The organism is Sphingomonas zeae, from assembly GCF_014197135.1.
Classification (GTDB): domain Bacteria; phylum Pseudomonadota; class Alphaproteobacteria; order Sphingomonadales; family Sphingomonadaceae; genus Sphingomonas; species Sphingomonas zeae.
This window is the reverse complement of sequence record NZ_JACIFA010000003.1, coordinates 48755-74446: the sequence shown is the minus strand read 5'-3', so window position 1 is coordinate 74446 and position 25692 is coordinate 48755. Positions and strand designations below refer to the sequence as shown.

At 64.3% G+C, this 25692-nt stretch carries 24 protein-coding genes and 1 tRNA gene; 17 read left to right on the top strand and 8 right to left on the bottom strand.

Annotation, left to right across the window (positions count from 1 at the left end; translation table 11 throughout):
- Positions 1-196 precede the first annotated feature (196 nt).
- From GGR45_RS05680 to GGR45_RS05670, 4 genes are all read left to right on the top strand, one after another.
- Positions 197-1528, top strand: a complete 1332-nt coding sequence (locus GGR45_RS05680; RefSeq protein WP_175312278.1) for a dicarboxylate/amino acid:cation symporter — start codon at positions 197-199, stop codon at positions 1526-1528.
- A gap of 111 nt (positions 1529-1639) precedes the next feature.
- Positions 1640-2743, top strand: a complete 1104-nt coding sequence (locus tag GGR45_RS05675) for an alginate export family protein (RefSeq protein WP_254703125.1) — start codon at positions 1640-1642, stop codon at positions 2741-2743.
- On the top strand, positions 2626-3123 hold the full coding sequence (locus GGR45_RS19800; protein WP_343051163.1) for an alginate export family protein: 498 nt from the start codon (positions 2626-2628) through the stop codon (positions 3121-3123). Before GGR45_RS05675 ends, GGR45_RS19800 begins: the two co-directional genes overlap by 118 nt.
- A gap of 33 nt (positions 3124-3156) precedes the next feature.
- Positions 3157-4449, top strand: coding sequence for an MFS transporter (locus GGR45_RS05670; RefSeq protein ID WP_175312279.1), 1293 nt, complete (start codon positions 3157-3159; stop codon positions 4447-4449).
- Positions 4450-4452: 3 nt separating this feature from the next.
- Here GGR45_RS05670 and mtnP read toward each other — a convergent pair whose 3' ends face one another.
- The 4 genes from mtnP to GGR45_RS05650 form a co-directional block, all read right to left on the bottom strand.
- Positions 4453-5331, bottom strand: a complete 879-nt coding sequence (gene mtnP / locus GGR45_RS05665) for an S-methyl-5'-thioadenosine phosphorylase (protein WP_175312280.1) — start codon at positions 5329-5331, stop codon at positions 4453-4455.
- Positions 5332-5450: 119 nt separating this feature from the next.
- Positions 5451-6920 (bottom strand): efflux transporter outer membrane subunit, encoded by a 1470-nt coding sequence (locus GGR45_RS05660; protein WP_175312281.1) that lies wholly within the window; start codon positions 6918-6920, stop codon positions 5451-5453.
- Positions 6913-10125: a multidrug efflux RND transporter permease subunit gene (locus GGR45_RS05655; protein ID WP_175312282.1), complete on the bottom strand. Its 3213-nt coding sequence runs from the start codon at positions 10123-10125 to the stop codon at positions 6913-6915. Before GGR45_RS05655 ends, GGR45_RS05660 begins: the two co-directional genes overlap by 8 nt.
- A gap of 18 nt (positions 10126-10143) precedes the next feature.
- The gene (locus tag GGR45_RS05650) at positions 10144-11295 is read right to left on the bottom strand and encodes an efflux RND transporter periplasmic adaptor subunit (protein ID WP_246358071.1); all 1152 of its coding nucleotides are present in this window, start codon (positions 11293-11295) and stop codon (positions 10144-10146) included.
- A gap of 164 nt (positions 11296-11459) precedes the next feature.
- Here GGR45_RS05650 and GGR45_RS05645 point away from each other — a divergent pair, with 164 nt between their 5' ends.
- The 4 genes from GGR45_RS05645 (at position 11460) to GGR45_RS05630 (ending at position 15879) form a co-directional block, all read left to right on the top strand.
- Positions 11460-12092, top strand: a complete 633-nt coding sequence (locus GGR45_RS05645; protein ID WP_175312284.1) for a TetR/AcrR family transcriptional regulator — start codon at positions 11460-11462, stop codon at positions 12090-12092.
- A 78-nt stretch (positions 12093-12170) separates the two neighbouring features.
- Complete coding sequence (locus GGR45_RS05640) at positions 12171-13286, top strand: glycoside hydrolase family 130 protein (protein WP_175312285.1); 1116 nt, start codon at positions 12171-12173, stop codon at positions 13284-13286.
- The gene (locus tag GGR45_RS05635; protein WP_175312286.1) at positions 13283-14875 is read left to right on the top strand and encodes an alpha-amylase family glycosyl hydrolase; all 1593 of its coding nucleotides are present in this window, start codon (positions 13283-13285) and stop codon (positions 14873-14875) included. Before GGR45_RS05640 ends, GGR45_RS05635 begins: the two co-directional genes overlap by 4 nt.
- Positions 14872-15879 carry a glycosyltransferase family 4 protein gene (locus GGR45_RS05630; protein WP_175312287.1) on the top strand — a complete coding sequence of 336 codons (1008 nt, stop codon included), beginning with the start codon at positions 14872-14874 and terminating at the stop codon, positions 15877-15879. The genes GGR45_RS05635 and GGR45_RS05630 overlap by 4 nt, the downstream gene beginning before the upstream one ends.
- Here GGR45_RS05630 and GGR45_RS05625 read toward each other — a convergent pair.
- Positions 15858-16328 carry a MarR family winged helix-turn-helix transcriptional regulator gene (locus tag GGR45_RS05625; RefSeq protein ID WP_175312288.1) on the bottom strand — a complete coding sequence of 157 codons (471 nt, stop codon included), beginning with the start codon at positions 16326-16328 and terminating at the stop codon, positions 15858-15860. The two genes, GGR45_RS05630 and GGR45_RS05625, sit on opposite strands and share 22 nt — an antisense overlap.
- 63 nt (positions 16329-16391) lie before the next feature.
- On the opposite strand from GGR45_RS05625, the gene hppD reads away from it, so the two are divergent.
- The 4 genes from hppD (at position 16392) to GGR45_RS05605 (ending at position 19835) form a co-directional block, all read left to right on the top strand.
- Entirely contained in the window at positions 16392-17453 is a 1062-nt protein-coding gene (hppD, locus tag GGR45_RS05620; protein WP_175312289.1) for a 4-hydroxyphenylpyruvate dioxygenase, read from the top strand.
- Between the two features lie 119 nt (positions 17454-17572).
- Positions 17573-18850: a homogentisate 1,2-dioxygenase gene (hmgA, locus tag GGR45_RS05615; RefSeq protein WP_175312290.1), complete on the top strand. Its 1278-nt coding sequence runs from the start codon at positions 17573-17575 to the stop codon at positions 18848-18850.
- Positions 18847-19479, top strand: a complete 633-nt coding sequence (gene maiA / locus GGR45_RS05610) for a maleylacetoacetate isomerase (RefSeq protein ID WP_175312291.1) — start codon at positions 18847-18849, stop codon at positions 19477-19479. Before hmgA ends, maiA begins: the two co-directional genes overlap by 4 nt.
- The gene (locus tag GGR45_RS05605) at positions 19476-19835 is read left to right on the top strand and encodes a Rieske (2Fe-2S) protein (RefSeq protein WP_175312292.1); all 360 of its coding nucleotides are present in this window, start codon (positions 19476-19478) and stop codon (positions 19833-19835) included. The genes maiA and GGR45_RS05605 overlap by 4 nt, the downstream gene beginning before the upstream one ends.
- On the opposite strand, the gene GGR45_RS05600 is transcribed toward GGR45_RS05605, so the two are convergent.
- The gene (locus GGR45_RS05600) at positions 19825-20691 is read right to left on the bottom strand and encodes a PEP-CTERM sorting domain-containing protein (RefSeq protein ID WP_246358070.1); all 867 of its coding nucleotides are present in this window, start codon (positions 20689-20691) and stop codon (positions 19825-19827) included. The genes GGR45_RS05605 and GGR45_RS05600 overlap by 11 nt on opposite strands.
- A 106-nt stretch (positions 20692-20797) precedes the next feature.
- Here GGR45_RS05600 and GGR45_RS05595 point away from each other — a divergent pair, with 106 nt between their 5' ends.
- From GGR45_RS05595 to GGR45_RS05580, 4 genes are all read left to right on the top strand, one after another.
- Positions 20798-21073: a metal/formaldehyde-sensitive transcriptional repressor gene (locus GGR45_RS05595; protein WP_175312294.1), complete on the top strand. Its 276-nt coding sequence runs from the start codon at positions 20798-20800 to the stop codon at positions 21071-21073.
- A gap of 25 nt (positions 21074-21098) precedes the next feature.
- Positions 21099-22034, top strand: coding sequence for a CDF family Co(II)/Ni(II) efflux transporter DmeF (dmeF, locus tag GGR45_RS05590; RefSeq protein WP_285138807.1), 936 nt, complete (start codon positions 21099-21101; stop codon positions 22032-22034).
- A gap of 10 nt (positions 22035-22044) precedes the next feature.
- Positions 22045-22683, top strand: a complete 639-nt coding sequence (locus GGR45_RS05585; protein ID WP_175312296.1) for a L,D-transpeptidase family protein — start codon at positions 22045-22047, stop codon at positions 22681-22683.
- Positions 22684-22754: 71 nt separating this feature from the next.
- Positions 22755-22828: transfer RNA gene (locus tag GGR45_RS05580), tRNA-Gly, on the top strand.
- Between the two features lie 59 nt (positions 22829-22887).
- Here GGR45_RS05580 and GGR45_RS05575 read toward each other — a convergent pair.
- Together GGR45_RS05575 and GGR45_RS05570 are read right to left on the bottom strand one after the other, a co-directional pair.
- Positions 22888-23865, bottom strand: a complete 978-nt coding sequence (locus GGR45_RS05575) for an NAD-dependent epimerase/dehydratase family protein (RefSeq protein WP_175312297.1) — start codon at positions 23863-23865, stop codon at positions 22888-22890.
- Between the two features lie 176 nt (positions 23866-24041).
- On the bottom strand, positions 24042-24812 hold the full coding sequence (locus GGR45_RS05570) for a competence/damage-inducible protein A (RefSeq protein ID WP_175312298.1): 771 nt from the start codon (positions 24810-24812) through the stop codon (positions 24042-24044).
- A 50-nt stretch (positions 24813-24862) separates the two neighbouring features.
- On the opposite strand from GGR45_RS05570, the gene map reads away from it, so the two are divergent.
- Complete coding sequence (gene map, locus GGR45_RS05565) at positions 24863-25690, top strand: type I methionyl aminopeptidase (RefSeq protein ID WP_175312299.1); 828 nt, start codon at positions 24863-24865, stop codon at positions 25688-25690.
- The last annotated feature ends 2 nt before the right edge of the window (positions 25691-25692 follow it).

Here is a 25692-nt window from a genome sequence, read left to right as displayed (position 1 = left end):
TCGCAACCTCCCGTCAAACGCCATGCGGATTTTCGCGCTACCACGGCACGTGTATGATTCTTTATTATGTTATTCCAACGGGTTAGTAGGATTTTTAGGATATTTGTAATGCTGGCTGCAAACCCGCACACTGGCGGCAATTCGGAAGCGCGGCAGACCGCGTCCGGCCCATTTTCATAGAGGATGCTGAAAAGTCATGATCGCTCAGGATTATGCCGTGGCGGAGGCGCCCCGGCGGACGCGGATCTGGTCCCACCTGTACGTGCAGGTTCTGTTCGCCATCGTTTTGGGGGCGATCATCGGTCATTTTTGGCCGGCTTTCGGCGAGTCGCTGAAACCCATTGGGGATGCCTTCATCAAATTGGTGAAGATGATTATTGCCCCCGTGATCTTCCTGACGGTCGTCACCGGCATCGCGGGAATGCGCGAGTTGGGCTCGGTCGGTCGCGTCGCCGGCAAGGCGTTTTTCTACTTCATCACCGTGTCGACCTTCGCGCTCGTGGTCGGCCTGATCGTCGCCAACGTCGTCCAGCCGGGCGCGGGTATGAACATCGATCCGGCCACACTGAACGCCGGATCGATCGCCGAATATACCGCCAAGGCGCATGATACGACCGTCACCGGATTTCTGCTCGGGATCATTCCGGACACGCTGGTCAGCGCGTTCACCCAGGGCAATATCCTTCAGGTACTGATGGTCGCCATCCTGTTTGGCATCTCCATGGCGCTGGTCGGCGAGCCCGCCCGCCCGCTGCTGAACAGCCTCGAGCGGATCAGCGTCGTCGTCTTCCGCTTGGTCGGCATCCTGATGCGCGCCGCTCCGATCGGTGCCTTTGGTGCGATCGCGTTCACCATCGGCAAATATGGCGTTGGCAGTCTCGTCAATCTCGGCGCGCTGGTCGCGACCTTCTATTTCACCTCCATCCTGTTCGTCGTGGTCGTGCTCGGCACGATCGCTCGCTTGAACGGCTTCTCGGTCCTGAAGCTGATCCGCTACCTCAAGGCCGAGTTGCTGCTGGTTCTCGGCACCTCGTCGTCCGAAGCCGCGCTGCCCAGCCTGCTGGTGAAGATGGAAAAGGCCGGTTGCGAAAAGTCCGTCGTCGGCCTCGTCGTCCCCACCGGATATTCATTCAATCTCGACGGCACCAATATCTACATGACGCTGGCTGCTCTGTTCATCGCCCAGGCCTGTGGCGTCGACCTGTCCCTGGGACAGCAATTGGCCCTGCTCCTCGTCGCGATGCTCTCGTCCAAGGGCGCGGCAGGCGTCACGGGCGCGGGCTTTATCACCCTGGCTGCCACCCTCTCGATCGTGCCCGATGTCCCCGTGGCAGGCATGGCGCTGATCCTGGGTGTCGACCGCTTCATGTCGGAATGCCGCAGCCTTACGAACTTCATCGGTAACGCTGTTGCCACAGTCGTGGTCGCCCGTTGGGAGAACGCGCTCGACAAGGACGCCCTCGACGCCGCCCTCAGTGGCACGCCGACCCCGCCCGTTCCCGCCACCGTCCATCCGGCCATCGCCTGATCCGCATCCCGGCACGGCCCGGCCGATCTTACCGGCTGGGTCGTTTGTTTACCGGAACGCGATAAGGCAGTCGACACGACGAAAATTGGCACGATCCAGGGGGAATATTTCATGAAATATCTGTGGCTTGCCGGCACCGCAATGGTGGCGGCCACGGGGGCGGCTGCCCCGGGGACGGCACAGACCGTCACCCCGAAGGCGGCCGCAGAACCCGCTAGCCCCGCGAGTTCCGCTTACCCGACCAGCGCGGCGGGTGACGGCAACACGGTGGGCGGCTATAACCAGTCGCGCTGGGCCGAGGATTGGCGCAAATACTGCGATCCAGCCAAGAGAGACGATTTCATCGACGCGCTGAAGTGCGTGAAACTGACGGAGGACGGCAAGTCCTATGTCACCTTCTCGGGCGAGTTACGCACCCGCGTGAACGTCACGACCAATCCCAATCTGCGCGACGTCCAGCAACAGCGTCAGGACATCGCGCGGATCGTCGGTGGCGCTGACGTGCATCTGGGCGATCACTTCCGCGTGTTCGGCGAACTGGGCCGTGCGGAGCTGCAGGGCATCAATCTGGGCGCGCCGGGTGGCAACCTGCGTAACCAGCTGGCCGTGCAGCAGCTCTTCGCCGAGGTGAAGGGCAAGGCGCTTGGCCTGGACGTCGGCGTCCGCGCGGGACGTCAGGAGTTTTTCGACGGACCGCAATTGCTGACGGTGGGGCGCGACAACAACACGCTCTACTTCGTCCTCGATGGCGTCCGGGCCTATGCCCGCGGCAAGAATGCGCGGATCGACGTGTTCGATCTGAACTACGTCACCTATGGCTTTCAGGGCATCAGTGACGACAAGACCAATCCGGACGTGCGCTTCACCGGGGCGACCTTCGGATTTCGCCTACCCCCCAAGCTGTTCGGCGGGTCGAAGCTGTATCTCGATCCCTTCGTCTGGCGGTTGCGCAATCGTCGCGCCACCTGGGGTCCGACTACGGCGCTGGAAGAGCGCTATTTCCTGGGACTTCACGCGTATGGCGATGCCGGGCCGGTCAATATCGACTGGACCGTCAACAACCAGCGCGGCACCTTCGCCAACCGTCCGATCTCAGCCTGGCAGGCGTTCATCGCGCAGACCTATCGCCTGGGCCAAAAGCCCGATGCGCCCCGTGTCGGTGTGCACTTCGACTATGGCTCCGGCGGGGATCCTATCAGCGGCAGGGCGATCTGAACACGACCAGCGGGCTGTTCGGCAATAATATCTATTACAGCTACGGCCTGTTCCTGACGCCGACCAACCTGCTTTACGCTGCGCCGAACGTCAGCTTCACGCCGCTCAAGGGCGTGCGCGTCGCGGCCGAATATGGTTTTGCCTGGCGGCCAGACGAGTTCGATGCCGTGTACCGCGCCAGTGGGGCGCCCTGGGCGGGAACGCAGAATGTACGGGGCAAGAAAGTGGCCCAGATCGCTCGCTTGCAGGCGGTCTGGACCATAACGCCGCGTCTTTCGTTTACCGGCCGTTACGAACACTTCAAGGCCGACACCGTGCTGCAGCGGGCCAATCTGAAAAGCTCGGACTTCTGGGCCGGATGGTTGAGTTTCCGTTTCTGACATTCGGAAAGCCAGACAATAGGGGAGTAGACCATGTCGAACGCCACCGCCGATCTTGATCGGCATCGCCTGAAATCCATCATCGGCGGATCGACCGGCAATCTGGTCGAGTGGTTCGACTGGTATGTCTACTCCGCCTTTACCCTATATTTCGCCCCGCACTTCTTTCCGTCGGAGAACCGCACCGCACAGCTTTTGAGCGCAGCCGCCGTCTTTGCGGTCGGCTTCGTGATGCGGCCGATCGGGGCCTGGGTGATGGGCATCTATGCCGATCGCAAAGGCCGCAAGGCGGGTCTGACCTTGTCGGTGACGCTGATGTGCATGGGCTCGCTCATCATCGCCGCGACGCCCGGCTATGCGACGATCGGCTTGGCCGCGCCTGCCCTGCTGGTTCTGGCGCGGCTGATGCAGGGCCTGTCGGTCGGCGGCGAATATGGCGCCAGTGCCACCTATCTCTCCGAAATGGCGGGCAAGGACCGGCGTGGCTTCTTCTCGTCCTTTCAATATGTCACGCTGATTTCGGGGCAGCTGCTCGCCATTTGCGTCCTGCTGATCCTCCAGTCGACGATGACCGAGGCGGCGCTGGACGAATGGGGCTGGCGCATTCCCTTCGCGCTGGGCGCGGTGCTGGCGATCGTCGTCTTCTATATCCGGCGCGGACTGGCCGAAACCAAGAGCTTCGAGAACGTCAAGAAGGAGGGCGCGCCGCAATCGGGGCTGATCCAGCTTTTCACGAAACACCCCAGGGAAACGTTGACGGTCATGCTGCTGACCGCTGGGGGCACGCTCGCCTTCTATGCCTATTCGATCTACATGCAGAAATTCCTGGTCAACACCAGCGGCTTCAGCCGTGAGGTCGCGAGCCAGATCAACGCCGTCACGCTGTTCGTTTTCATGCTGCTCCAGCCATTGGCGGGTGGGCTGTCGGACCGGATCGGCCGCAAGCCGCTGATGGTCGCTTTCGGCATCGCGGGCGTGTTGCTGACCTATCCGATCTTCTCGACGCTGGAGACGACGCGCGATCCGATCGTGGCGGGCGCGCTGGTGATGGGCGCGCTCATCATCGTGACCGGCTATACCTCGATCAATGCGGTGGTGAAGGCCGAGCTGTTCCCGGCGCATATCCGCGCTCTGGGCGTCGCCCTGCCCTATGCGCTGGCCAACACAATCTTCGGCGGTACGGCGGAATCGGTCGCACTGCTGTTCAAGAGGTCGGGATTCGAGCAGGGCTTCTACTGGTACGTCACTGTCATGATTGGCATTTCGCTGATCGTCTATTTGCGGATGCGCGACACGCGGACGAACAGCCAGATCGTCGAGGATTGACCCTCAGCCGTCTCGCTTGGCGAGCACCCGCGACACGATCGGGCCGAGGCTTTCCGCCTTGGCCCGGTCGACATGTGAGATATGCGTAATGAGCGCCTGGTCGAGCACGGTGTCGATCGGCGAAGCGGTCCGCGCTTCGGGCAGGATAGCGGCCAGTTCTGCGACCAGCGTCCGCGCCTTGGCCCCATTGGCGACGAGCTGCGCCAGCACGGCATCGACCTCGACATGGGCCTCATCCTCGCGCCAGCAGTCATAGTCGGTGACCATACCGATCAGCGCATAGGGAAGCTCCGCCTCGCGGGCGAGCTTGGCCTCGGGCATGGCTGTCATGCCGATCACGTCGGCGCCCCATTGGCGATAGAGATGGCTTTCGGCGCGCGTCGAGAATTGCGGTCCCTCCATCGCCAGATAGGTGCCGCCATGGACCATCCGCGCGCCTGCGCGTTCGCCCGCGTGGGCTGCCAGGGTCGAGAGGCGCGGGCATACCGGATCGGCCATCGAGACATGGGCGATCAGCCCGGCGCCGAAGAAGCTGGTATCGCGGTGCACGGTTCGGTCGATAAATTGGTCCACCGCGACGAAATGGCCCGGCGGCAGCTCTTCCCGCAGAGAACCGATGGCGGAAAGGGCCAGGATGTCGGTGCACCCTGCCAGCTTCAGCGCATGGATATTGGCGCGGGCGTTCACCTCGGTCGGCGACAGACGATGACCCCGGCCGTGGCGCGGCAGGAAGACAAAACGGACCGCGCCGATCCGTCCCCGCACCAGCGTGTCGGACGGCGCGCCCCAGGGCGTGTCGACAACCAGCCTCTCGACATCCTCTAGCGCGTCGATCGCATAAAGGCCCGAGCCGCCAATGATCCCGATCGTCCATCCCGTCATGACGCCCTCCTGTTACACGATCCGCCGGTTAGGCGCTCCGCTCGGCAAAGCAAAGGGGCGCACGGGGGGAGGATCCCGTACGCCCCTCGCTCAACCGCGTCGGCCGGGGGTTCGGGGATTTAGCCGGACGCGGGAACCGTGGACGCCGCTCCGCCCTCGCGCAAGCCACCGCCCAGCGCGACATACAGGGTGACGTCATTCTGAAGGGCGGCACTGCGCAGCGTCAGGAGTTGCTGCTCGGCGGAGAACAGATTGCGCTCGGCATCCAGCACCTCGAGATAGATGGCGATGCCGTTGGTGTAGCGAAGCCGCGCCGTGCGGGCGAGCCGCCGCTGCGCGTCCACCGCCCGGGTCTGCGCCTCGATCTGCTCGGCATAGCGACGCCGCGCGACCAGCGCGTCGGCCACCTCGCGAAAGGCGCCCTGCACGGTCCGCTGATAGGCGGCGGTCAGTTCGTCCGCCTGCGCGCGGCTGAGCTTCAACTGCGCATTGCGACGCCCCCAGTCGAAGATCGGCAGCAACGCCGCGCCCTGCACCTGATATTGGGTCGAATTGCCGTCAATCAGGCTGCTGAGTGCAGGCGAGACGAAGCCCGCCAGCCCGGTCAGCGAAATGCTGGGCAGGAAGGCCGCGCGTGCCGCGCCGATATTGGCGTTGGCGGCCAGCAATTGCTGCTCGGCCTGCAATATGTCGGGCCGGTTGACCAGCAGCGCGGACGGAAGCCCCGGTTCGATCGCGGCGAACTGGTTCTGGTCACCCAGACGCCGTCCGGCCGGAAGCGGCCCGGTGATCGGGCCGCCGACCAATACGGTCAGCAGGTTCTGTGACTGCGCGACCGTCCGGCGCAGCTCGGCCAGTTGCGTCTCCGCCTGGGTCAGCAGCGCGGCGGCCTGATCGTAATCGACGCTGGAGGTGACGCCCGCATCCATCCGCCGCTTGGCGATGGCCAGCCCTTCGCGGCGGCTGGTCACCGTCTGTTCGGCCAGCGCGATCTGCTCCTCGGCCGCCCGGATCTGGAGATAGGTCGCAGCGACCTGACCCACCAGCGACAGGCGGAAGGCGCGCTCGGCCTCGACCGTCGCCAGATATTGCCGCCGTTGCGCCTCCGACAGATTGCGGACCCGACCCCAGAAATCCAACTCGAAGCTGGACACCCGCGCGCCCAGCGAGAACTGGTTATAAGTGATCGAGGTCGGATTTTCCGCATTGCCCGCGCCGGGGATCGCGTTGCCGAAACCCAGCGAGTTAAGCGGAACGCGCGTCCGCGATGCCCCCGCCGTCGCGTCGAGCGCGGGCAGCCGCTGCGCATCCTGGATGCGGTACTGCGCCCGCGCCTGCGCCACCCGTGCCACGGCCTGGGCCAGGTCACGGTTGTTGGCGAGCGCGGCGGCGATGTAGGCCTTGAGCTGTTCGTCGCCGAAGAACTCGCGCCAGCCGATCTCGGCTGCCGTTCGTGTGCCGCTCACCGCCTCGGGATAAGTAGCGGAGACGGGTGCGATCGGCTGATGATATTTCGGCGCCAGATTGCAGCCCGCCAGCGCGCTGGTAAGGGCCAGCGCGGCGGCCGTGCGGGTAAAGGCGTTATGCATGGGCCTGACCCTCCTCTTCGCCGGTTCGTGCGTCACGCTCGCGCGCTTCCTCGTCGGCATCTGCCGCCTCATGGTCATGCTCGCGCGCCAGCCACTTCTTGGCCGCGATGTAGAAGACCGGCGTGAAGAAGATGCCGAACGCCGTCGCCGCGATCATGCCGCCCATCACACCCGTGCCGACCGCCCGGCGGCTGGCCGCGCCCGCACCCGTCGCGATGAACAGCGGTACCATGCCCAGGATGAAGGCGAGGCTGGTCATGAGGATCGGGCGCAGACGCTGGCGGGCCGCCTCTACGGTCGCCTCAAAGGGCGTGCGCCCCCCTTCCTCGTCCTCGATCGCGAACTCCACGATCAGGATCGCGTTCTTGGCCGCCAGACCGATGATCGTGATGAGCCCGACGTTGAAGTACACGTCCGCCGAGAAGCCCCGGAAGATGGTCATCAACACTGCGCCCAGCACGCCGAACGGCACCACCAGCAACACCGCCAGCGGGATCGCCCAGCTTTCATACAGCGCCGCGAGCAGCAGGAAGACGACGATCAGCGACAGGCCCAGCAGAAGGCCGATCTGACCACCCGCCTGTTGCTCTTCAAAAGCGGTGCCGGTCCACTCGAAGCTCATGCCGGCGGGCATTACCTCGCGTGCGATCTTCTCCATTTCCTTCAGCGCGGTGCCGGTCGACTGACCGGGCGCCGCCATGCCCGAGACGGTCAGCGACGGATAGCCGTTATACCGCTCCAGCTGCTGCGGCCCATTCTGCCACCGAACCTTCGTGAAGGCGGAGAACGGCACCATATTGCCCTGCGTATTGCGCACGCGCAGCGCCAGCACGTCCTCGGGCGACATGCGCTGCGGCGCATCGGCCTGGAGATAGACGCGCAACACATTGCCGTCGCGGACAAAGTCGTTGGCATAGGCCGAGCCGAAGGCGATTGACAGCGTCTGGTTCACATCCGCAATCTGAAGGCCCAGCGCCCGCGCCTGGATGCGATCGATATCGACATAAAGCTGCGGAGCCGGTCCCAAACCTTCTGGGCGGACCCCCATCAGCACCTTGTTCTGCGACGCCTTGGCCAGGATCGCGCCCTGCGCCTGCTGCAAGGCGACCGCACCCAGGCCCGAGCGATCCTCGATCTTCATCGAGAAGCCGGTTGCGTTGCCCAGCGCCTGGATCGGGGGCGGATCGAGCGCGAAGATGGTCGCCTCCGGGATCGACTGAACGAAGCCCATCGTTTTGCCGACCAGCGTGGTCGAATTGTTCTCGACGCCCTTGCGGTCATGCCATGGCTTCAGGTTGACGAACGAGATGCCCGCCGCCTGGCCCTGCCCGAAGAAGTTGAACCCCGCGACCGACACGATGTCCGACACCTGCGGCTGAGCGTGGAGGAACTTCTCGACCTTGGTAATCGCCTCGCCCGTCCGCTCCAGCGTGGCGCCGGGGGCCGCGTCATAGGACACGAAGATATAGCCCTGGTCCTCGGTCGGCAGGAAGCCGCCGGGAAGGCGGGTGAACATCAGGCCGGTAATGACGACGACGACGCCGAAGACCGCCAGCCAGCGCACCGGACGCGACATCATCCGCTTCACGCCGCCCGAGTATTTTTCCGTACCCCGGCCGAACTTGTCGTTGAACCAGTTGAAGAAACGGCGCGGCAGGCCACGGATGCCCGGCTTGGGTTCGGGACGATTCTCCAGATGCGCGTCCTCCTGCTTCAGCAGCGTCGCGCAGAGTGCGGGCGTCAGCGTCAGCGCGAGCACGGCCGAGAAGAAGATCGACACGGCCAACGTCACCGAGAACTGGCGATAGATGCCGCCCGTCGAACCGGGGAAGAAGGCCATCGGGATGAACACCGCGACCAGCACCAGCGTAATGCCGATGATCGCGCCGGTGATCTGGCCCATCGCCTTGACGGTTGCGCGGCGGGGGCTCAGCCCCTCCTCCGACATGATACGCTCGACATTCTCGACGACCACGATCGCGTCGTCGACCAGAATGCCGATCGCCACGACCATGCCGAACAGCGACAGCGTGTTGATCGAGAAGCCGAACGCCAGCAGGCCGATACAGGCACCGCCGAGAGCGATCGGCACGACGATCGCCGGGATCAGCGTGGCGCGCCAGTTCTGAAGGAACAGGAACATCACCAGGAAGACGAGGATCATTGCCTCGACCAGCGTATGGATGACGCTGTCGACCGATGCGGTGATGAACGGCGTCGTGGTGAAGGGGACGCGCCAGGTCAGATCGGCCGGGAAGCTCGCCTCAAGCTGCTTCATCTTGGCCGCCACGGCGTCCGCCGTCGCCAGCGCGTTCGCACCGCTGGCCAGCTGGACGGCCAGACCGACCGTCTCCTTGCCGTTCAGGGTCAGGCGGAAGCCGTAATTGTCCTTGCCCAACTCGACGCGGGCGACATCGCCCAGCCGCACGGCCGACCCGTCGGGGTTGGCGCGGATGATGATCTGGCGGAACTGCTCGGGCGTGGCGAAGCGGTTCTGGGTGATGATCTGCGCGGTGAACTCGGCGGTGCGGGTGAGCGGCTGCGCGCCGAGCGAACCGCCGGCCGTCTGGCTGTTCTGCTCCTGCACCGCGGCCAGCGCCTCGGAGGCCGATAGATTATAGCCTGCCAGCTTCTGCGGATCGAGCCAGATACGCATCGCGTAAGGCGAGCCGAACAGCTGCACGTCACCCACGCCATCGATCCGGCGCAACTCGTTGCGGATGTTGTTTTCAGCAAAATTGCCCATCTCGACCGGCGTGGTCCGGCCGGACTTGGAACTGAGCGTGATGACTTCAAGAAATCCCGCCGACCCCTCGGTCACCTGGATGCCAAGCGCGCGGACCTCCTGCGGCAGGCGCGGTTCGGCGCGGCTCAGGCGATCCTGGACCTGCGTGCGCGCCACGTCCAGGTTGGTGCCTGGCTTGAAGGTCACGGTGATCTGCGCGGTGCCGTTGGAACGGCTGGTCGACGCCATATAGAGGAAATTATCGACGCCGTTCAGCTCCTTCTCGATGACAGCGGTCACCGAACGGTCCATCACTTCGGCATCGGCGCCGTTATAGCTGATCGCAAGGTTCAGCGCGGGAGGCGCGACCGAGGGATAATTTTCGATCGGCAGCAGTCGCAGCGAAATCACACCGAATAGTGCAATGAAGAGCGCGATCACCCAGGCAAAGACTGGGTGATAGACAAAGAAACGGTTCATGATGCTCTACTCCGGCGATCAGCGGGCCGCGCCGGGCTGTCCGCCCGGCTGCCCCTGCGCCTGTGAGGGCGCGGCCTGGCCCGGCGACTGGATGCGGACCTTCTGGCCGGGCTGAACCTTCTGCCAGCCTTCGGTCACAACCTTCTCGCCGGGTTTCAATCCGGACAGGATGACCCAGTTGCCTCCGACCTGCCCGCCGAGCTTCACCGGGCGCGACTGAACCGTGCCCGATCCGTCGACCACCATCACGGACGCCGCCTGGTTGCTCAGCTGGACTGCACGTTGCGGCACCGAGATGCCGTTGCGAATCGTCCCCGCATTGACGTGCGCCCGAACAAACTGACCGGGCAACAACATGCGGTTCGGGTTGGGGAATTGCGCGCGAAGCTGCTGGCTGCCCGTGGTCGGATCAACGGTTTGCCCGGCAAAGTCCAATTGGCCGGTCGGTCCATATTCGGTGCCGTCCTCCAGGGTCAGCCGCACGGTGACATGCGACAGGTTCGGCAATGCGAGGCCGCCCGAGCGGGACTGCTGGATCAGTTCGGACAGCGCTGCACTGGACTGGGTGAAGACAGCATAAATGGGCGACATCTGGTCGACCTGGGTCAGCGGCGTGGCCTGAGTCGCGCTGACCAGCGCGCCCTGAGTCACCTGCGCACGCCCCGCGCGCCCCGCGATCGGCGCGCGTACGATGGTATAGCTCAGCTGCAACTGCGCACGCGACAGGGCGGCGCGGGCATCGGTAACGCTGGCGTCGGCTTGTCGCAAATCTGCCTGTGCGGCGTCGAACTCCTGCGCGCTGACCGCGCGCTCCGCGACCAGCGGCTGGTAGCGCCGGACAATCGAAGCGGAATTGGCGCGCGCCGCCTGGGCACGGGCGAGTGCCGCCTGGGCCTGTTGCACCTGTGCGCGGTAATCGCGCTGGTCAATCCGGAACAACGGCTGCCCTTCGGCGACGTCGGTGCCCTCCTTATAGAGACGCGCCTCGACGATGCCGTCGGTCCGGGCGCGCACCTCGGCAGTGCGCATCGCCTCGATTCGGCCGGGCAATTCGATGATGTTGGGCACCGCGGCGGATTGCACCGTGATCGCCGTGACGACGGGCGGCGGCGGAGCGGCCTGCTCCTGCTGCGACGATCCCTGTCCGCACGCCGCCAGAACCAATGTCATCGCAAGCGACGACCCCAGGACGGTAATTTTGGGCACGCCGTGAAACTCCCTGAAGCACATGACGTTTAAGTCATTCGCTCCCCCTCTACCTCGCACCTGCAAAAAAGCAACGGATAGGTGCAATTAAATTTGACCTATGCCGAGGGAAAAAGCAGAAGGGACCCATGACAGCTACCAAACGGACCGCTGGACGCCCGACACGGGAGCAGGCGCAGCATATTGACGATATCATCCTGTCCGGCGCCCGCGAGGCATTTTGCAGCCGCGGGATCGAGGGAACCTCGATGGAGGAAATCGCCTTATCCGTCGGGGTTAGCAAGCATACCATCTATCGTCGCTATGCTGGCAAGATGGCGCTGCTCGACGCGGTCGTGACGCGTGACCTTGATCGCTTGAACCAGGCCATGCTCAATGACAGCAGCGGCGCCAATCCGCTTGAGCGCCTGAAGAGCTCGGCACGTCGGTTCTTTTCCTTTTGCGTCGAACCCGATTCGGTCCGATTCATGGCCTTCCTGACATCGGAGGCTATTTTTTCAGAGGAATTGCGGCATCGCTTCGCGACCTGGGACCGCATTCTCGCCGATCCGATCATCGCGTGTATCCAGGCGTCGCAGGATGCCGGACTCTTGCGCCGTGACGACACCGCTCTGGCGTTGTTCAACCTGCTGGCCGACGTCCTGGACGGGCCTAGCCGCCGGATGCAGTTCGACCTGCCCGATCCCTTCAACGGGCTGACACCGGCCAATTTCTTCGAGCACCGCTGGTCGGTGTTCCTGAAGGTCGCGACGGCGGATTAATCGGGGCAGGTTGACCCGGGCGGGAAGATCGCGGCGAGGAGATTGGGAACGCGGGATGACAGCAGGCGTTTGCGGGCCATGTCCGACGACCAGTTGATCTTCCGCCCCGACGATGTCGATCTGTCCCGCTCTCCGCTTCGCCGCGGCATATCCGAGCCGACTTATGTGCTGGGCGCTTTCAACCCAGGCATGACGCGATTGCCGAGCGGCAACATCCTGTTGATGGTGCGCGTGGCCGAGGCCTTGAACGATCCGGTCGACGGAACGCATGTTCGCGCGATCCGCTGGACACCCGGCGGTTATGTTCTCGATCGCTATCCGCTGTCCGCGGTCGACATGAACGATCCGCGCCAGTTCGCCATTCGCGGCAGTGCGCACCGCATCCTGGCACTGACCTCATTATCCTGGCTGTTGCCGGTCGAACTGTCGGCAGATGGTTCGGCGATCGTCGCGGTTCATTACGACAAGGCGATCGAACCGGCCGCGACCTGGCAGGATTACGGTGTCGAGGATGCCCGGATCAGCCGGGTCGGCGACACATGGTACATGACCACCTGTTCGGTATCGGCCGAGCGGCATTCGACCACGCTCCATATCTCCGAAAACGGCCTCGATTACCGCCTCGCCGGCATCATTCTCGACCACCAGAACAAGGATATGCTGTTCTTCGAAGGGCTGGTCGACGGTCGCTTCATGGCGCTGACCAGGCCGCTGGGCGAAGTCTATTTCGCCTATCCGGGCGACAGTCCGTTCGTCGGCGGCCCGTCGATCAACTTCGCGACCTCACCCGACGGGCTTCACTGGAAGCCGCTGGAAGCCCCCGGCATCCGCGCGCGCAAGGACTCCGTCTCGGCGATGAAGGTGGGCGGCGGTACGCCGCCGATCCTGACGGAGCGCGGCTGGCTGACCCTCTATCATGGGGTCGAGCGGCGCGAGTCGGTCGGCATCTATCGCAGTTTCTGGGCGCTGTTCGACGCTGCCGAGCCGACCCGCATCCTGCACCTCGCAGACGATCAACCGATCCTTGAGGCCGCACCGGAACTCACCGACTCCATCGCGCATCAAATGTATCTGCCGACGCCGGTGGTCTTCTCGACCGGCATGATCGACATGCACGACCATTATCTGGTGGCGAGCGGCGAGGCGGATCTCGCCTGCCGTATGACCCGTCTCGCCAAGAGGCTGTTCACATGAACGCCCGCCCCTGGTGGCAATCGGCCGTCCTCTACCAGATTTACCCCTGGTCGTTTCAAGACAGCGATGGCGACGGGATCGGCGATCTGCGCGGGATCGAGAGCCGCCTCGACTATCTGGTCGAGCTGGGCGTCGATGCGATCTGGCTTTCGCCGATATTTCCGTCACCTATGGCTGACTTCGGCTATGATGTCGCAGATTATTGCGGGATTGATCCCCGTTTCGGGACGCTGGCGGATTTCGATTCGCTGCTGGCGTCGGCTCATGCGCGCGGATTGAAGCTGCTGCTCGACTTCGTGCCCAATCATAGCTCGGACCAGCATCCCTGGTTCGTCGAGAGCCGGTCCAGCCGCGACAATGACAAACGCGACTGGTATATCTGGCGCGACCCCGCCGCGGATGGCGGCCCGCCCAACAACTGGATCAGCGATTTCGGTGGCCCGGCCTGGGCCTGGGACGAGACGACCGGCCAATATTATTACCACGCCTTCCTGAAGGAGCAGCCCGACCTGAACTGGCGAAACCCGGAGGTGCGCGCCGCCATGCTCGACGTGCTGCGCTTTTGGTTCGCGCGGGGGGTCGACGGATTTCGGATCGACGTGTTGTGGCACATCGTCAAACATGCGGGCTTCCCCGACAATCCGCTGAATCCGGATTGGAACCCGGCGACCGGCGAGATGAACCGGGTGTTCCAGCTTCATTCGACCGACCAGCCCGAAGTGCACGATATCGCGGCCGACATGCGGGCGATCGCTGATGCCTTTGGCGGCGAAGGCGACGAGCGTGTGCTGATCGGTGAGATCTATCTGCCGGTCGAACGGCTCATGCGCTATTATGGCCAGCATGGCGAGGGCGTCCACCTGCCCTTCAATTTCCAGCTCATCGACGCGCCTTGGGATGCGCGGCACCTGGCGCGGATGATCGCGGAATATGAGGACGCCCTGCCCTCCGGCGGCTGGCCCAATTGGGTGTTGGGCAATCATGACCGCCCGCGCAGCGCGACCAAACGCGGCCCGGCGCAGGCGCGGGTCGCAGCCATGCTGCTGCTGACGCTGCGGGGAACGCCGACGCTCTATTATGGCGACGAGTTGGGCATGGAGAATGGCGACATTCCGCCCGATCGCGTGCGTGATCCCCGCGAGTTGCGCGAACCGGGTCTGGGCCTGGGCCGCGACCCGGTGCGCACGCCGATGCCTTGGGACGACAGCGCACAAGGCGGCTTTACGATCGGCGAGCCCTGGCTGCCGCTGGGGGTTGGTTGGCCGCAGCGCAATGTCGCCAACGAACTGGCCGATCCCGCGTCAATGCTGGCGCTTCACCGTGCGCTTCTGGCACTCCGGCGGAACAGTCCGGCGCTCGCCACCGGTTCCGTCCGGCTGATCGAAGCAGAGGGATCAGTGCTGGCCTATGAGCGCGAGCAGGATGGCGAGCGTTTCGTGATCGCCCTGAACCTCGGCGACGTGAAGGCCTCTGTTGACCTTCCGCTCGGAACGCCGGTCCTCTCCACGCTGGGCGATCTGCCCCGCCAAGCCCCTTCCCTGCTGCGCCCCCATGAAGGGCTGATCCTGAAAGTCGATACGCCTGCATGAAGATCGCAATGATTGCCCCGATCGCGTGGCGGACCCCGCCACGCGCCTATGGCCCCTGGGAATTGGTGACGAGCCTGCTGACCGAAGCGCTGGTCGCACGCGGCGTGGACGTCACCTTGTTCGCAACACAGGACAGCATCACCGCCGCCACGCTGGCCGGACCCGTCCCCGCCCCCTATTCGGAAGACCCCTCGGTCGATGCCAAGGTGTGGGAGATGCGCCACCTTGCCGCCGTGTTCGAACGGGCGGGCGAGTTCGACCTCATCCACAACCAGGCCGATTTCCCTGCCCACGCCTTTGCCGGGCTGGTCGAAACGCCGATGGTGACGACCATCCACGGCTTCTCGTCCGAGCGGATCGTGCCGATGTACGAACCCTATCAGGACCGTGTGCACTATGTCGCCATCTCGGACGCGGACCGGCATCCCCGGCTGCGTTATGCGGACACCATCCACCACGGCATCCCGATCGATGATTTTCCTTTCGATCCAACCGGAAGCGAGGATCTCCTCTTCTTCGGTCGCATCCATCCCGACAAGGGCGCAGCCGAGGCGATCGCGGTGGCGCAGGCGACCGGCCGCCGCCTCGTCATGGCCGGGATCGTGCAGGACCAGAGCTATTGGGAGCGCGAGGTTCAGCCCCATGTCGACGACAACGGCATCGTCTATCGCGGGCCGGTGGGCGGCGCGGACCGAACGGCAACACTGGGACAGGCCCGGGCGCTGCTTCACCTCATCAATTTCGACGAGCCGTTCGGGCTATCCGTGGTGGAGGCCATGGCCTGCGGTACGCCGGTGATCGCCATCCGGCGCGGATCGATGCCGGAGCTGATCGAAGACGGCGTCAACGGCTTCCTGGTCGATAATGTCGAACAGGCGATCGAGGCCGTCGAGCGGATCGGTGAGATCGACCGCGCGGCGTGTCGACGAATCGCCGCAACGCGCTTTTCTGTGGATCGGATGGCCGACCGCTATCTTCAGCTCTACCGCACGATCCTGGGCTGATCGCGCTGCGCCAGGGCGACCGCATCAATCCGGTGGAGCATCGTCACGAACGCTTCCAGTTCGTCTTGGGTAAAACCGGCAAAAAGCTGCGCCTCCAGCTCCAGCGCCTTGGGCGCAACATCGGCATAAAGCTCGCGTCCGGCGTTGGTGAGGACGAGCAGGTGCGAGCGCCGATCGCCGTCATGTGCCGTCCGGTCGAGCAACCCGCGCCCCACCATGGCGATGGCGGCGCGGGACACCGTGACCTTGTCCATCCGGCTTCGCTCGCACACCGCAGACTGGGCGACCGCACCTTCCTCCGCGACGATCGCGATCATCCGCCATTCGGGAATCGTGAGGCCGAACAGCTGCTGGTAGGCGCTGGCGATATGGTCGCTGACCAGGTTCGACGTGATCGACAAGCGATAGGGAAGAAATTCGTCCAGCCGCAATTCGCGAGATCGTAACATTTGACACCAATTCCCCATTCTGCGATCTGGTAACGCAAGATACTGGATCAGGAGTTGGACGTCATGGCAACCACCCCGAATAATCCGCTGGGTCTGGACGGCTTCGCTTTCTGCGAATTCACGACGCCCGAGCCGGAAACGCTGGCGCGGCAATTCGACATGATGGGATTCGTGCCCACGCATCGTCACCCCGAAAAGGCCATCACCCGGTACAAGCAGGGCCGCATCACCCTGCTCCTCAACGCCGAGGCGGAGGGCCAGGCGGCCGAGTTTCGTGCCGAGCATGGCCCCTCGGCCAGCGGCATGGGTTTCTACGTCGCCGAGCCGGCCCAGGCGTTCGATCATGCGGTGGGGGGCGGCGCAACCCCGGTTGACGCGGCGCGTGGGTGCCTGACCCCCGATGCCAAGGCGATCGAGGGGATCGGCGGCAGCTATCTCTATCTCGTCAAGGCAGGCAGCGACCTGTTCGCCGACTGGAACGAAATCGCGGACTGGCAGCAAGCCGAGGCAGAGAGCAATGTCGGGCTCGACCTGCTCGACCACCTGACCCACAATGTCCGCCGCGGCGAGATGCGCACTTGGTCGGGCTTCTATTCCAAGCTGTTCGGCTTTGAGGAACAGAAGTATTTCGACATCAAGGGCAAGGCGACCGGTCTGTTTAGCCAGGCGATGATCGCACCCGACAAGGCGATCCGCATTCCGCTGAACGAGAGCCAGGACGAGAAGAGCCAGATCGAGGAATTCATTCGCGAATATAATGGCGAAGGCATTCAGCATCTCGCGCTGACCACCGACAATATCTACGAAACCGTCGAAAAGCTGCGCGCCCGTGGTGTGCGGCTGCAGGACACGATCGAGACCTATTACGAGCTGGTGGACAAGCGCGTGCCGAACCATGGCGAAGACTTGGAGCGACTGCGCAAGAATCGGATCCTGATCGACGGCAATGTCGGAGAAGAGGGCATCCTGCTCCAGATCTTCACCGAGAACATGGTCGGGCCGATCTTCTTCGAGATCATCCAGCGCAAGGGCAATGAGGGCTTCGGCAACGGCAATTTCCAGGCGTTGTTCGAGAGCATCGAGTTGGATCAGATCCGGCGCGGCGTCATCACGGTGGATGCATAAGCATCCGCCGAGGCGCCCACGAAGGTGCGCGAGCGAGCGCGGCCAGCGCGGCCGAGCCAGCGCATAAGGCGCGGCTTGGCCGCGTCTGACGCGCTGACGTGTTGTGGAGAGGAACAGAGATGACGGCATCCTATATCCCCGGCTTCGGCAACCATGTCGCGACCGAGGCGGTCCCTGGCGCCCTCCCCATCGGCCGCAACTCACCGCAGCGCCCGGCTTACGGCCTCTACGCCGAGCAGCTTTCGGGCACCGCCTTCACCGCTCCGCGCCACGAAAACCGCCGCTCCTGGCTCTACCGCTTGCGCCCGACCGCCGAGCATCCGCCCTATCAGCCCTATGACGGCGCGCCGCGCTTCGCGCCGGGCACCAGCGACAGCCCCCTGCCCCCCAACCGCCTGCGCTGGGACCCGGCGCCGATGTCACCGCCCGGCACCGACTGGATCGACGGGATGACGACGATGCTCGCCAACCGCGACCCGGCCGACCTGGAGGGCGTGGCTGTCCATGTCTATGCCTGCAACCGGGACATGAACCGCGTCTTTGTCGATGCGGACGGCGAACTCATCTTCCTGCCGCAATCCGGCCGCCTGACCATCCTGACCGAGTTGGGTCGCATCGACATCGCACCGGGCCAGATCGCGCTCGTGCCGCGCGGTGTACGCTTCCGTGTCGAACTGCCTGATGGCGAGGCGGCGGGCTATGTGGCGGAAAACCATGGCAGCCTGTTCCGCCTGCCCGATCTCGGCCCGATCGGGGCCAATGGGTTGGGCAATCCTCGCGATTTCGAGACGCCGGTCGCCTGGTTCGAGGATCGCGACGAGCCCACTCAGGTCGTCCAGAAGTTCCTTGGCTCGCTCTGGGCCATGACGCTCGACCACAGCCCGCTCGACGTCGTGGCGTGGCACGGGAATCTGGCGCCTTGGCGCTATGACCTGTCGCGTTTCAACACGATCAACACGGTCAGCTTCGACCATCCCGATCCCTCGATTTTCACGCTACTGACCTCGCCGAGCGACGTGCCGGGCCGGGCCAATGCCGACCTCGTCCTGTTCCCGCCGCGCTGGATGGTGGCGGAGGATACGTTCCGCCCGCCCTGGTTCCACCGTAACATCATGTCCGAGGCGATGGGCCTGATTACCGGCGCCTATGATGCCAAGGCAGAAGGTTTCCGCCCCGGCGGGCTGTCGTTGCACAATCTGATGGCGGGCCACGGCCCCGATCTCGCCAGTTGGCAGGGCGCGAGCGACGCGGATCTTAAGCCGCACCGGATCGAAGGCACCATGGCCTTCATGGTGGAAAGCTGCTGGCCCTATCAACCGACCGAACATGCGCTGTCTCATGCACAGCTCGATTATGACGCAGTGTGGAAGGACTTTCCCAAGGCCCGACTGCCATGACCCTGACCCTGCACGGCTATTGGCGGTCGAGCGCAGCCTATCGGGTGCGACTGGCGCTCGCGTTGAAGGGACTGCCCTATGCCAGCGTTGCACACGACCTGCGCACCGGCGCCCAACGCGCGCCCGATTTCCGGACCTTGCAACCGCAAGGATTGGTGCCCGTTCTCGAAGGCCCCGACGGTGCGTTGATCCAAAGCCCCGCCATCCTGGAATGGCTCGAAGAGCGTTATCCTGAGCCGCCGCTACTCCCTAGCGACAGTGCCGGGCGTGCAGCGGTCCGCGCGATGGCGGCGATCGTCGCGTGCGATATTCATCCGATCAACAATCTGCGGGTGCTGACCAAACTGCGGCAGGATATGGCGGCCGACGACGCCGCCATAAATGGCTGGATCGCGCATTGGGTGACGGAAGGCTTCGCCGCGCTGGAAACGCTGATCGAACGGCATGGCGCGGGCTATGCTTATGGCGACACCCCGACGCTCGCCGACTGCCATATCCTGCCGCAGGTCTATAATGCCGAGCGGTTCGCCGTCGATCTGTCCGCCTTCCCCCGGCTGGTCGCGGCCGCCAAGCGCCTGCGCGATCATGTGCCCGAGGCAACGCCCGAGGTTCAGGGCGACGCGTCATGAGCGATGAAAGGCTGACCGCGACACCCGCCGGCATTTCGCTCGGCCCGCTCGAAACCATCGCGGACGGCGCGGCACGCAATTTCGTGCTGCAAATGCGGGCGGGCCGCTTCCATGGCTTCGTGGTTCGTTGCGGTGACTCCGTCCACGGCTATGTAGACCGCTGCCCGCATATGGGCCTTCCGCTGGCGCAGACGCTCGACGCCTATCTGACGCCGGACGGAAAGCGCATCGCCTGTTCCTGGCACGGCGCGATCTTCGATATGGGCGATGGCCAGTGCCTGGGCGGACCGTGCATCGGACAGCGGCTGACGCCCTGGCCGGTGACGGTGCGGAACGGGGCGATCGTTACGGCGTGACGCCCGCCACTTCGGCATGGGCGATAGCCTGCAACCGGCCGACCAAACGCGGCTCCAAGCCCAGATCCTGCGCCGCCCGCTCCTGTTCGCCCAACCGCCGAACGTCAAACCCCGTGACCTTCCCGAAGATCACCAGCGCCTCGAGATAATATCCCGCCGCGCTGGCATGATACTGATCCCACGTCCACAAATCGACCTGCCCGAAGGCAATCCCGTCATAGGGGTTCGGATCGGCGACCCGTTCCGCCCATGCCCGGTTCCAGGCCTGCCCCACCGGGATCGTACCGGAGATTTCGGGATATCGCCGAACCGCTTGGGCATTGGCCGCCGCGAGATCGTCCGCCATCGCGGAAATCACCTTTCCCCGCCACGGGCTGGCCGTGCGATAGGTCAGGTCCGCCCGGCTCCACGTCGATACCAGCTCGACCCGGACACGCGGATTGGCCCGACGCAGCATGGCGGCAATCAGTCCCGCGGCCTCGGCATGACGGGTCGAATCGCCGGGCCGCTGGGCGTCGAGCGTGCTATAGCCCTGGAGCACGACCACATCCCAGCGGCGATCGATCGCGCTGCGTTTCTGCTCATAATGATAAGCGAGATCACGACCGGGCGACGTCTCCAGGCTGACCTGCCAGTCCTCCCCCGCCTGCTCGGCAAAGGTCTTGAACAGTGCAGGCACGCCACCGATTCCTTCCTGGTTCAAGTCGTGAACCAGATCGGGGCGATAGCGCATGACTGGCGAATGTGCGCCGAAGGTGAAGCTGTTGCCGACGAACAGGATCGACTCGGCTGCGACGGGCGAGGTCGCCATCAACGCCGCCACCGCTACGGCCCATCGCCGAACCCACCCGATCATGCCTGCTCCCTTGGCCGTCATCATGGGGCCTTTTGGCGGAAATGCCTATCCGCACGCAACCCGCCAGTTGATCCGCCGGACCATATACCCTATACCCCTATCCATTATGGCTCATGTGACGACCAGCAAGGAAAAGATCATCGCGCGCGTCCGGCGGATCGCGGGACAGGTCGCGGCGATCGAACGCTCGGTGGCGGCCGATGCCGATTGCGCGGCGACGCTGCATCTGGTCGCCGCGGTCCGGGGCGCGGTGGCGGGATTGATGGACGAGCTGGTCGAGGATCACCTCCACGCCCATGTCGCGGCCCCCGGCCTATCCGACGAGGAACGCACCGCCGCCGCCGCCGAGCTTGCCAAGCTGCTCCGCCGCCATTTCCGCTGACACCGCCGATCAAGGACGCTCCACCGTGAATACCCACAGCCATGATTATCTGGGCCACGCCCATGACGAGAATGCGCGCCGTACCCGTCTGGTGGTGTGGCTATCGACGGGGATGATGGTCGGCGAGATCGTCGCGGGCTATCTGACCGGATCGATGGCGCTGCTGGCGGACGGATTTCACATGGCGACGCACGTCGGCGCGCTGGGCATTGCCGCGATCGCCTATTCCTATGCCAAGCGCCATGTCGCCAATCCCCGATATAGCTGGGGTACGGGCAAGGTCGGGGAACTGGCCGGGTTCGGATCGGCGATGGTGCTGGGCTTGGTATCGCTGGGCATTGCCTATGAATCGATCATGCGGCTCGCCGAACCGCACCCCGTCGCGTTTCGCGATGCGATCCTGGTTGCGGTGCTCGGCCTGCTGGTCAACATCGCCAGCGCCTGGCTGCTCGGCCATGGGCATGATCATGGGCATGGACATGACCATTCGCACGATCACGATCACTCGCATGATCGCCATGGCGGCGATACCAATATGCGGGCAGCTTATATCCATGTGCTGGCGGATGCGCTCACATCGGTCATGGCGATCCTGGCATTGGTCGCCGGGCGGTATCTGGGCTGGGTCTGGCTCGATCCGGCGGTCGGTCTGCTCGGTGCCGTAGTGATCGCCAACTGGTCGATAGGACTGATGCGTCAGGCTTCGACCGTGCTGCTGGACGCCGCCGACCCTATGCTCGCCGGTCAGGTGCGCGAACGGGTCGAGGCTCCGGGCGACCTGCGCATCCACGATTTCCACATCTGGCGGATCGGCCCCACCGCCCATGCCGTGGTGCTGTCGGTCGAAGGCGTCGACGCCGGGCTGACCAGCGCGGCCATCCATCAGCGGCTCGACGGCATGACCAAACTCGGCCATGTCACGGTCGAAATTCGCAACCCTTTGATCGAGAAGGGCTGCTAAAGGGCGGAGGATGAGAGCCCTGCAACTTCTGGCTGGCGCGATCCTTCTGGGCGTGGGCGGCGGCGGTGCGATGCTGGTCCGCCATGCCTATCGCCAGGAAGCGTCCCAGGCCACACGCCCGGTGCAACGCTCCGCACCGCGCCGCCCGCCGGTTGCCACTCCATCGCCTTTGCCCTCCCCCACGCCGGCGCCGTTCGTCGTCCGCCGCATCCTGAACCTCAAGCAGCCGCTGCGGCATGGCGACTTCGTCTGGGACGAAAGCGGAGCACCCAGCGGCCCGATCGTCATCACCGTCGATCTGGCCGCCCAAGTCGTCTCCATCTTCCGTGACGGCTATGAGATCGGGACGGCCGCGATCATCTATGGCGCCGATAATATGCCGACGCCGCTGGGGGTGTTTCCCATCCTCCAAAAGGATGCCGATCACGTCTCCAACCTCTATGACGCGCCGATGCCCTATATGCTGCGGCTCACCAATGACGGCGTCGCGATCCATGCCAGCGACGTGCGATACGGCAACGCCACCCATGGCTGCATCGGTGTGCCGACCGGCTTTGCCAAGAAGCTTTTCGACGCGACGCGATTGGGCGACCGAGTGATCGTGACCAATGGCAAGACGATGGCGTTGGGCCAGTCGATCATCGGTTGAACCGCCAGCCGAAGAAATTTGCCCCGAGCCGCTTGCCAAAGCCCCGGCGCTTGAATAGGCAGCGTCCCACCGCGGGTGTAGCTCAATGGTAGAGCAGAAGCTTCCCAAGCTTACGACGAGGGTTCGATTCCCTTCACCCGCTCCATCACCAGCGCCGATATCCGAGATCCGTGCCACTTCCTTGGGGCAGCGGTCTCTTTCGCGTCAGACGCGGTAATAGTCTCGGTACCATGCGACGAAGCGCTTGAGGCCTTCGGCTATGTTGACCTGCGGCGCATAGCCGGTCAGGGCGTTCAGCTTCGACACATCGGCATAGGTCGCGGTCACATCGCCCGGCTGCATCGGCTTCATGATCTTGATCGCCTCGCGACCCAGCGCCCGCTCCAGGGTGGCGATCATGTCCATCAGGCCGACCGGCTGGCTGTCACCGATGTTGAGGATGCGGTGGCCGCCGCGCTCCGGAGGATGGTCGAGCGCGCCGACGATGCCGTCAACGATATCGTCGATATAGGTGAAGTCCCGGGCCATGCGGCCCTCACCGAAGATATCGATCGGCTCGCCGCTCAAAATTTTGCGGGTGAAGGAGAAATAGGCCATGTCCGGCCGCCCCCACGGGCCGTAGACGGTGAAGAAGCGCAAACCCGTCTGCGGAAAACGGTAAAGCGTCGCATAGGACTGGCTCATCAATTCGCAGGCCCGCTTGGTCGCCGCGTAGAGCGACACGGGAGAGACCGAAGGCTCGTCCTCGCTGAACCCCTGCCCACCCATTGGCTTGTCGCCATAAACCGAACTGGACGAGGCGTATACGAGGTGGACGAAGCCTGGCTGGTGGCGACATGCCTCCAGTACGGCCAGATGGCCACCGACATTGGATCGTTCATAGGCGAAAGGCTGTTCGATGCTGTGCCGGACGCCCGCCTGCGCCGCCAGATGGACGACCTGGGTCACACCATGGTCGCGCATCAGGCTTGCGACACTCGCTGCATCCGCCACGTCCATCGTCCGGAACGAAAAGCCCTCTGCGCCCTCCAGACCGGCGAGCCGGGCACGCTTCAGTGCCGGATCATAATAGTCATTCAGATTGTCGATCCCGATGACCCGCTCGCCCCGCGCCAGCAAGCGATGCGTCGTGGCGTGGCCGATAAAGCCCGCGACGCCGGTGACAAGGATGGGTGCACGCATCGACCTTAGCGCACCCACGCCGCGCCGGGACGAACGCTATGCCTCGTTCTCGCAACTGCCATCCGCATCCACAACCACTCCGCTATCATCGGCCGTACACAGGCTCATCTGTCCTGATGCGCCGTCTTTATGCAGCCAGTCTTGAGAAAGTACGAAAAGACCAGAAGACGGGCAGGTCAGATGCCGCCGGCGATCACGTCGCGCCCATCCGCCTCCAGCGCGGCGGTCAGATCGCGAAGACAGGCATCGACCTGATCCTGATAGGGACTGCGCACGACGAAATTGGCACCGGTCCGACCTTCGCGGAAAAACGGGTAGCTGCCGATCGCCACGCCTTCATGCGCCTTTTCTGCATTGCGCAGCAGTTCGGCGACCTCACTCTCACCGACCCAACAGCCGATCGTCCCCGACACGACCGGGCGGCCGCCTTCCAGCGTACCGGTGAGCGCGTCGAGCATACCGGCGGTAATGTGCGGCACCCCGGCCATGATGAAGATATTGTCGATCCGGATGCCCGGTGCGCCCGATACGCGATTGGGGATCAGCGACGCGCCCTCCGGCGTGCGCGCCATGCGCGCCCGTGCCGCGCTGACGCCGCCGCGTGTCGCATAATATTGCTCTAGGACCGCCCGCGCCTCGGGGTGTTCGATCACCGCCACGCCCAGCGCCTCCGAGATGGCATCGACGGTGATGTCGTCATGCGTTGGCCCGATCCCGCCGGTCGTGAACAGATAGTCGTTGCGAGCGCGCAGCGTATTCACCGCCTCGACGATCGCGTCCGTCCGGTCGGCAACCACCCGCACCTCTGCCAGCCGGATGCCTTGCACATTCAGCCAGGTGGCGAGTTGCGCGACATTGCGGTCCTGCGTCCGTCCCGACAGGATTTCGTCACCGATGACGATCAGCGCCGCGGTCCAGATACGCTCGAAGGGGGTCGCAATTGCCATACGCCCGACATAGCCTCGCAAAAGCGGCCACGCCACGCTATATCGCGCGCATGACCGATTATGTGACCGTTTCCGCCGACGCGCCCCAGGGGCGGACCGGCGCGATCAAGCTCTGGGGCCGCGAGGCGTTTGACGGGATGCACAAGGCGGGCCGCTTGGCCGCCGAGACGTTGGACATGCTGGTGCCGCATATGGTGCCCGGCGTCACCACGGCCGAGATCGATCGCCTGATCCACCAGTTCATCGTCGAGCGTGGCGGCGTGCCCGCGACCCTGGGCTATCGGGGCTATACCCATTCGACCTGCATTTCGATCAACCATGTCGTCTGTCACGGCATCCCGTCCGAAAAGACGCTGAAGTCGGGCGATATCGTCAATGTCGACGTGACCCCGATCGTCGACGGCTGGCATGGCGATACCAGCCGCATGTACCTGATCGGCGATGTGCCCCTGAAGGCGCGCAAACTGGTCGAAGTCACCTATGAATGCTTGATGCTGGGCATCGAGCAGGCCAGGCCCGGCAATCACATGGGCGATGTGGCGCACGCCATTCAGCAGCACGCCGAAAAGCACCGCTATGGCGTGGTCCGCGATTTCTGCGGCCATGGCCTGGGCCTGTTGTTCCATGACGCGCCAGAGGTCGTCCATGTCGGCCGTCCGGGCACCGGCCCCGAGTTGAAGCCCGGCATGATCTTCACGATCGAGCCGATGATCAATATCGGCCGCCCCGACGTGAAGCTGCTCGATGACGGCTGGACGGCCGTGACGCGCGATCGGTCGCTGTCGGCGCAGTTCGAGCATTCGATCGGCATAACCGAAGAAGGCTGCGAGATCTTCACGCTCAGCCCGGCGGGCTATACCCAGCCGCCTTATAGCTGAGC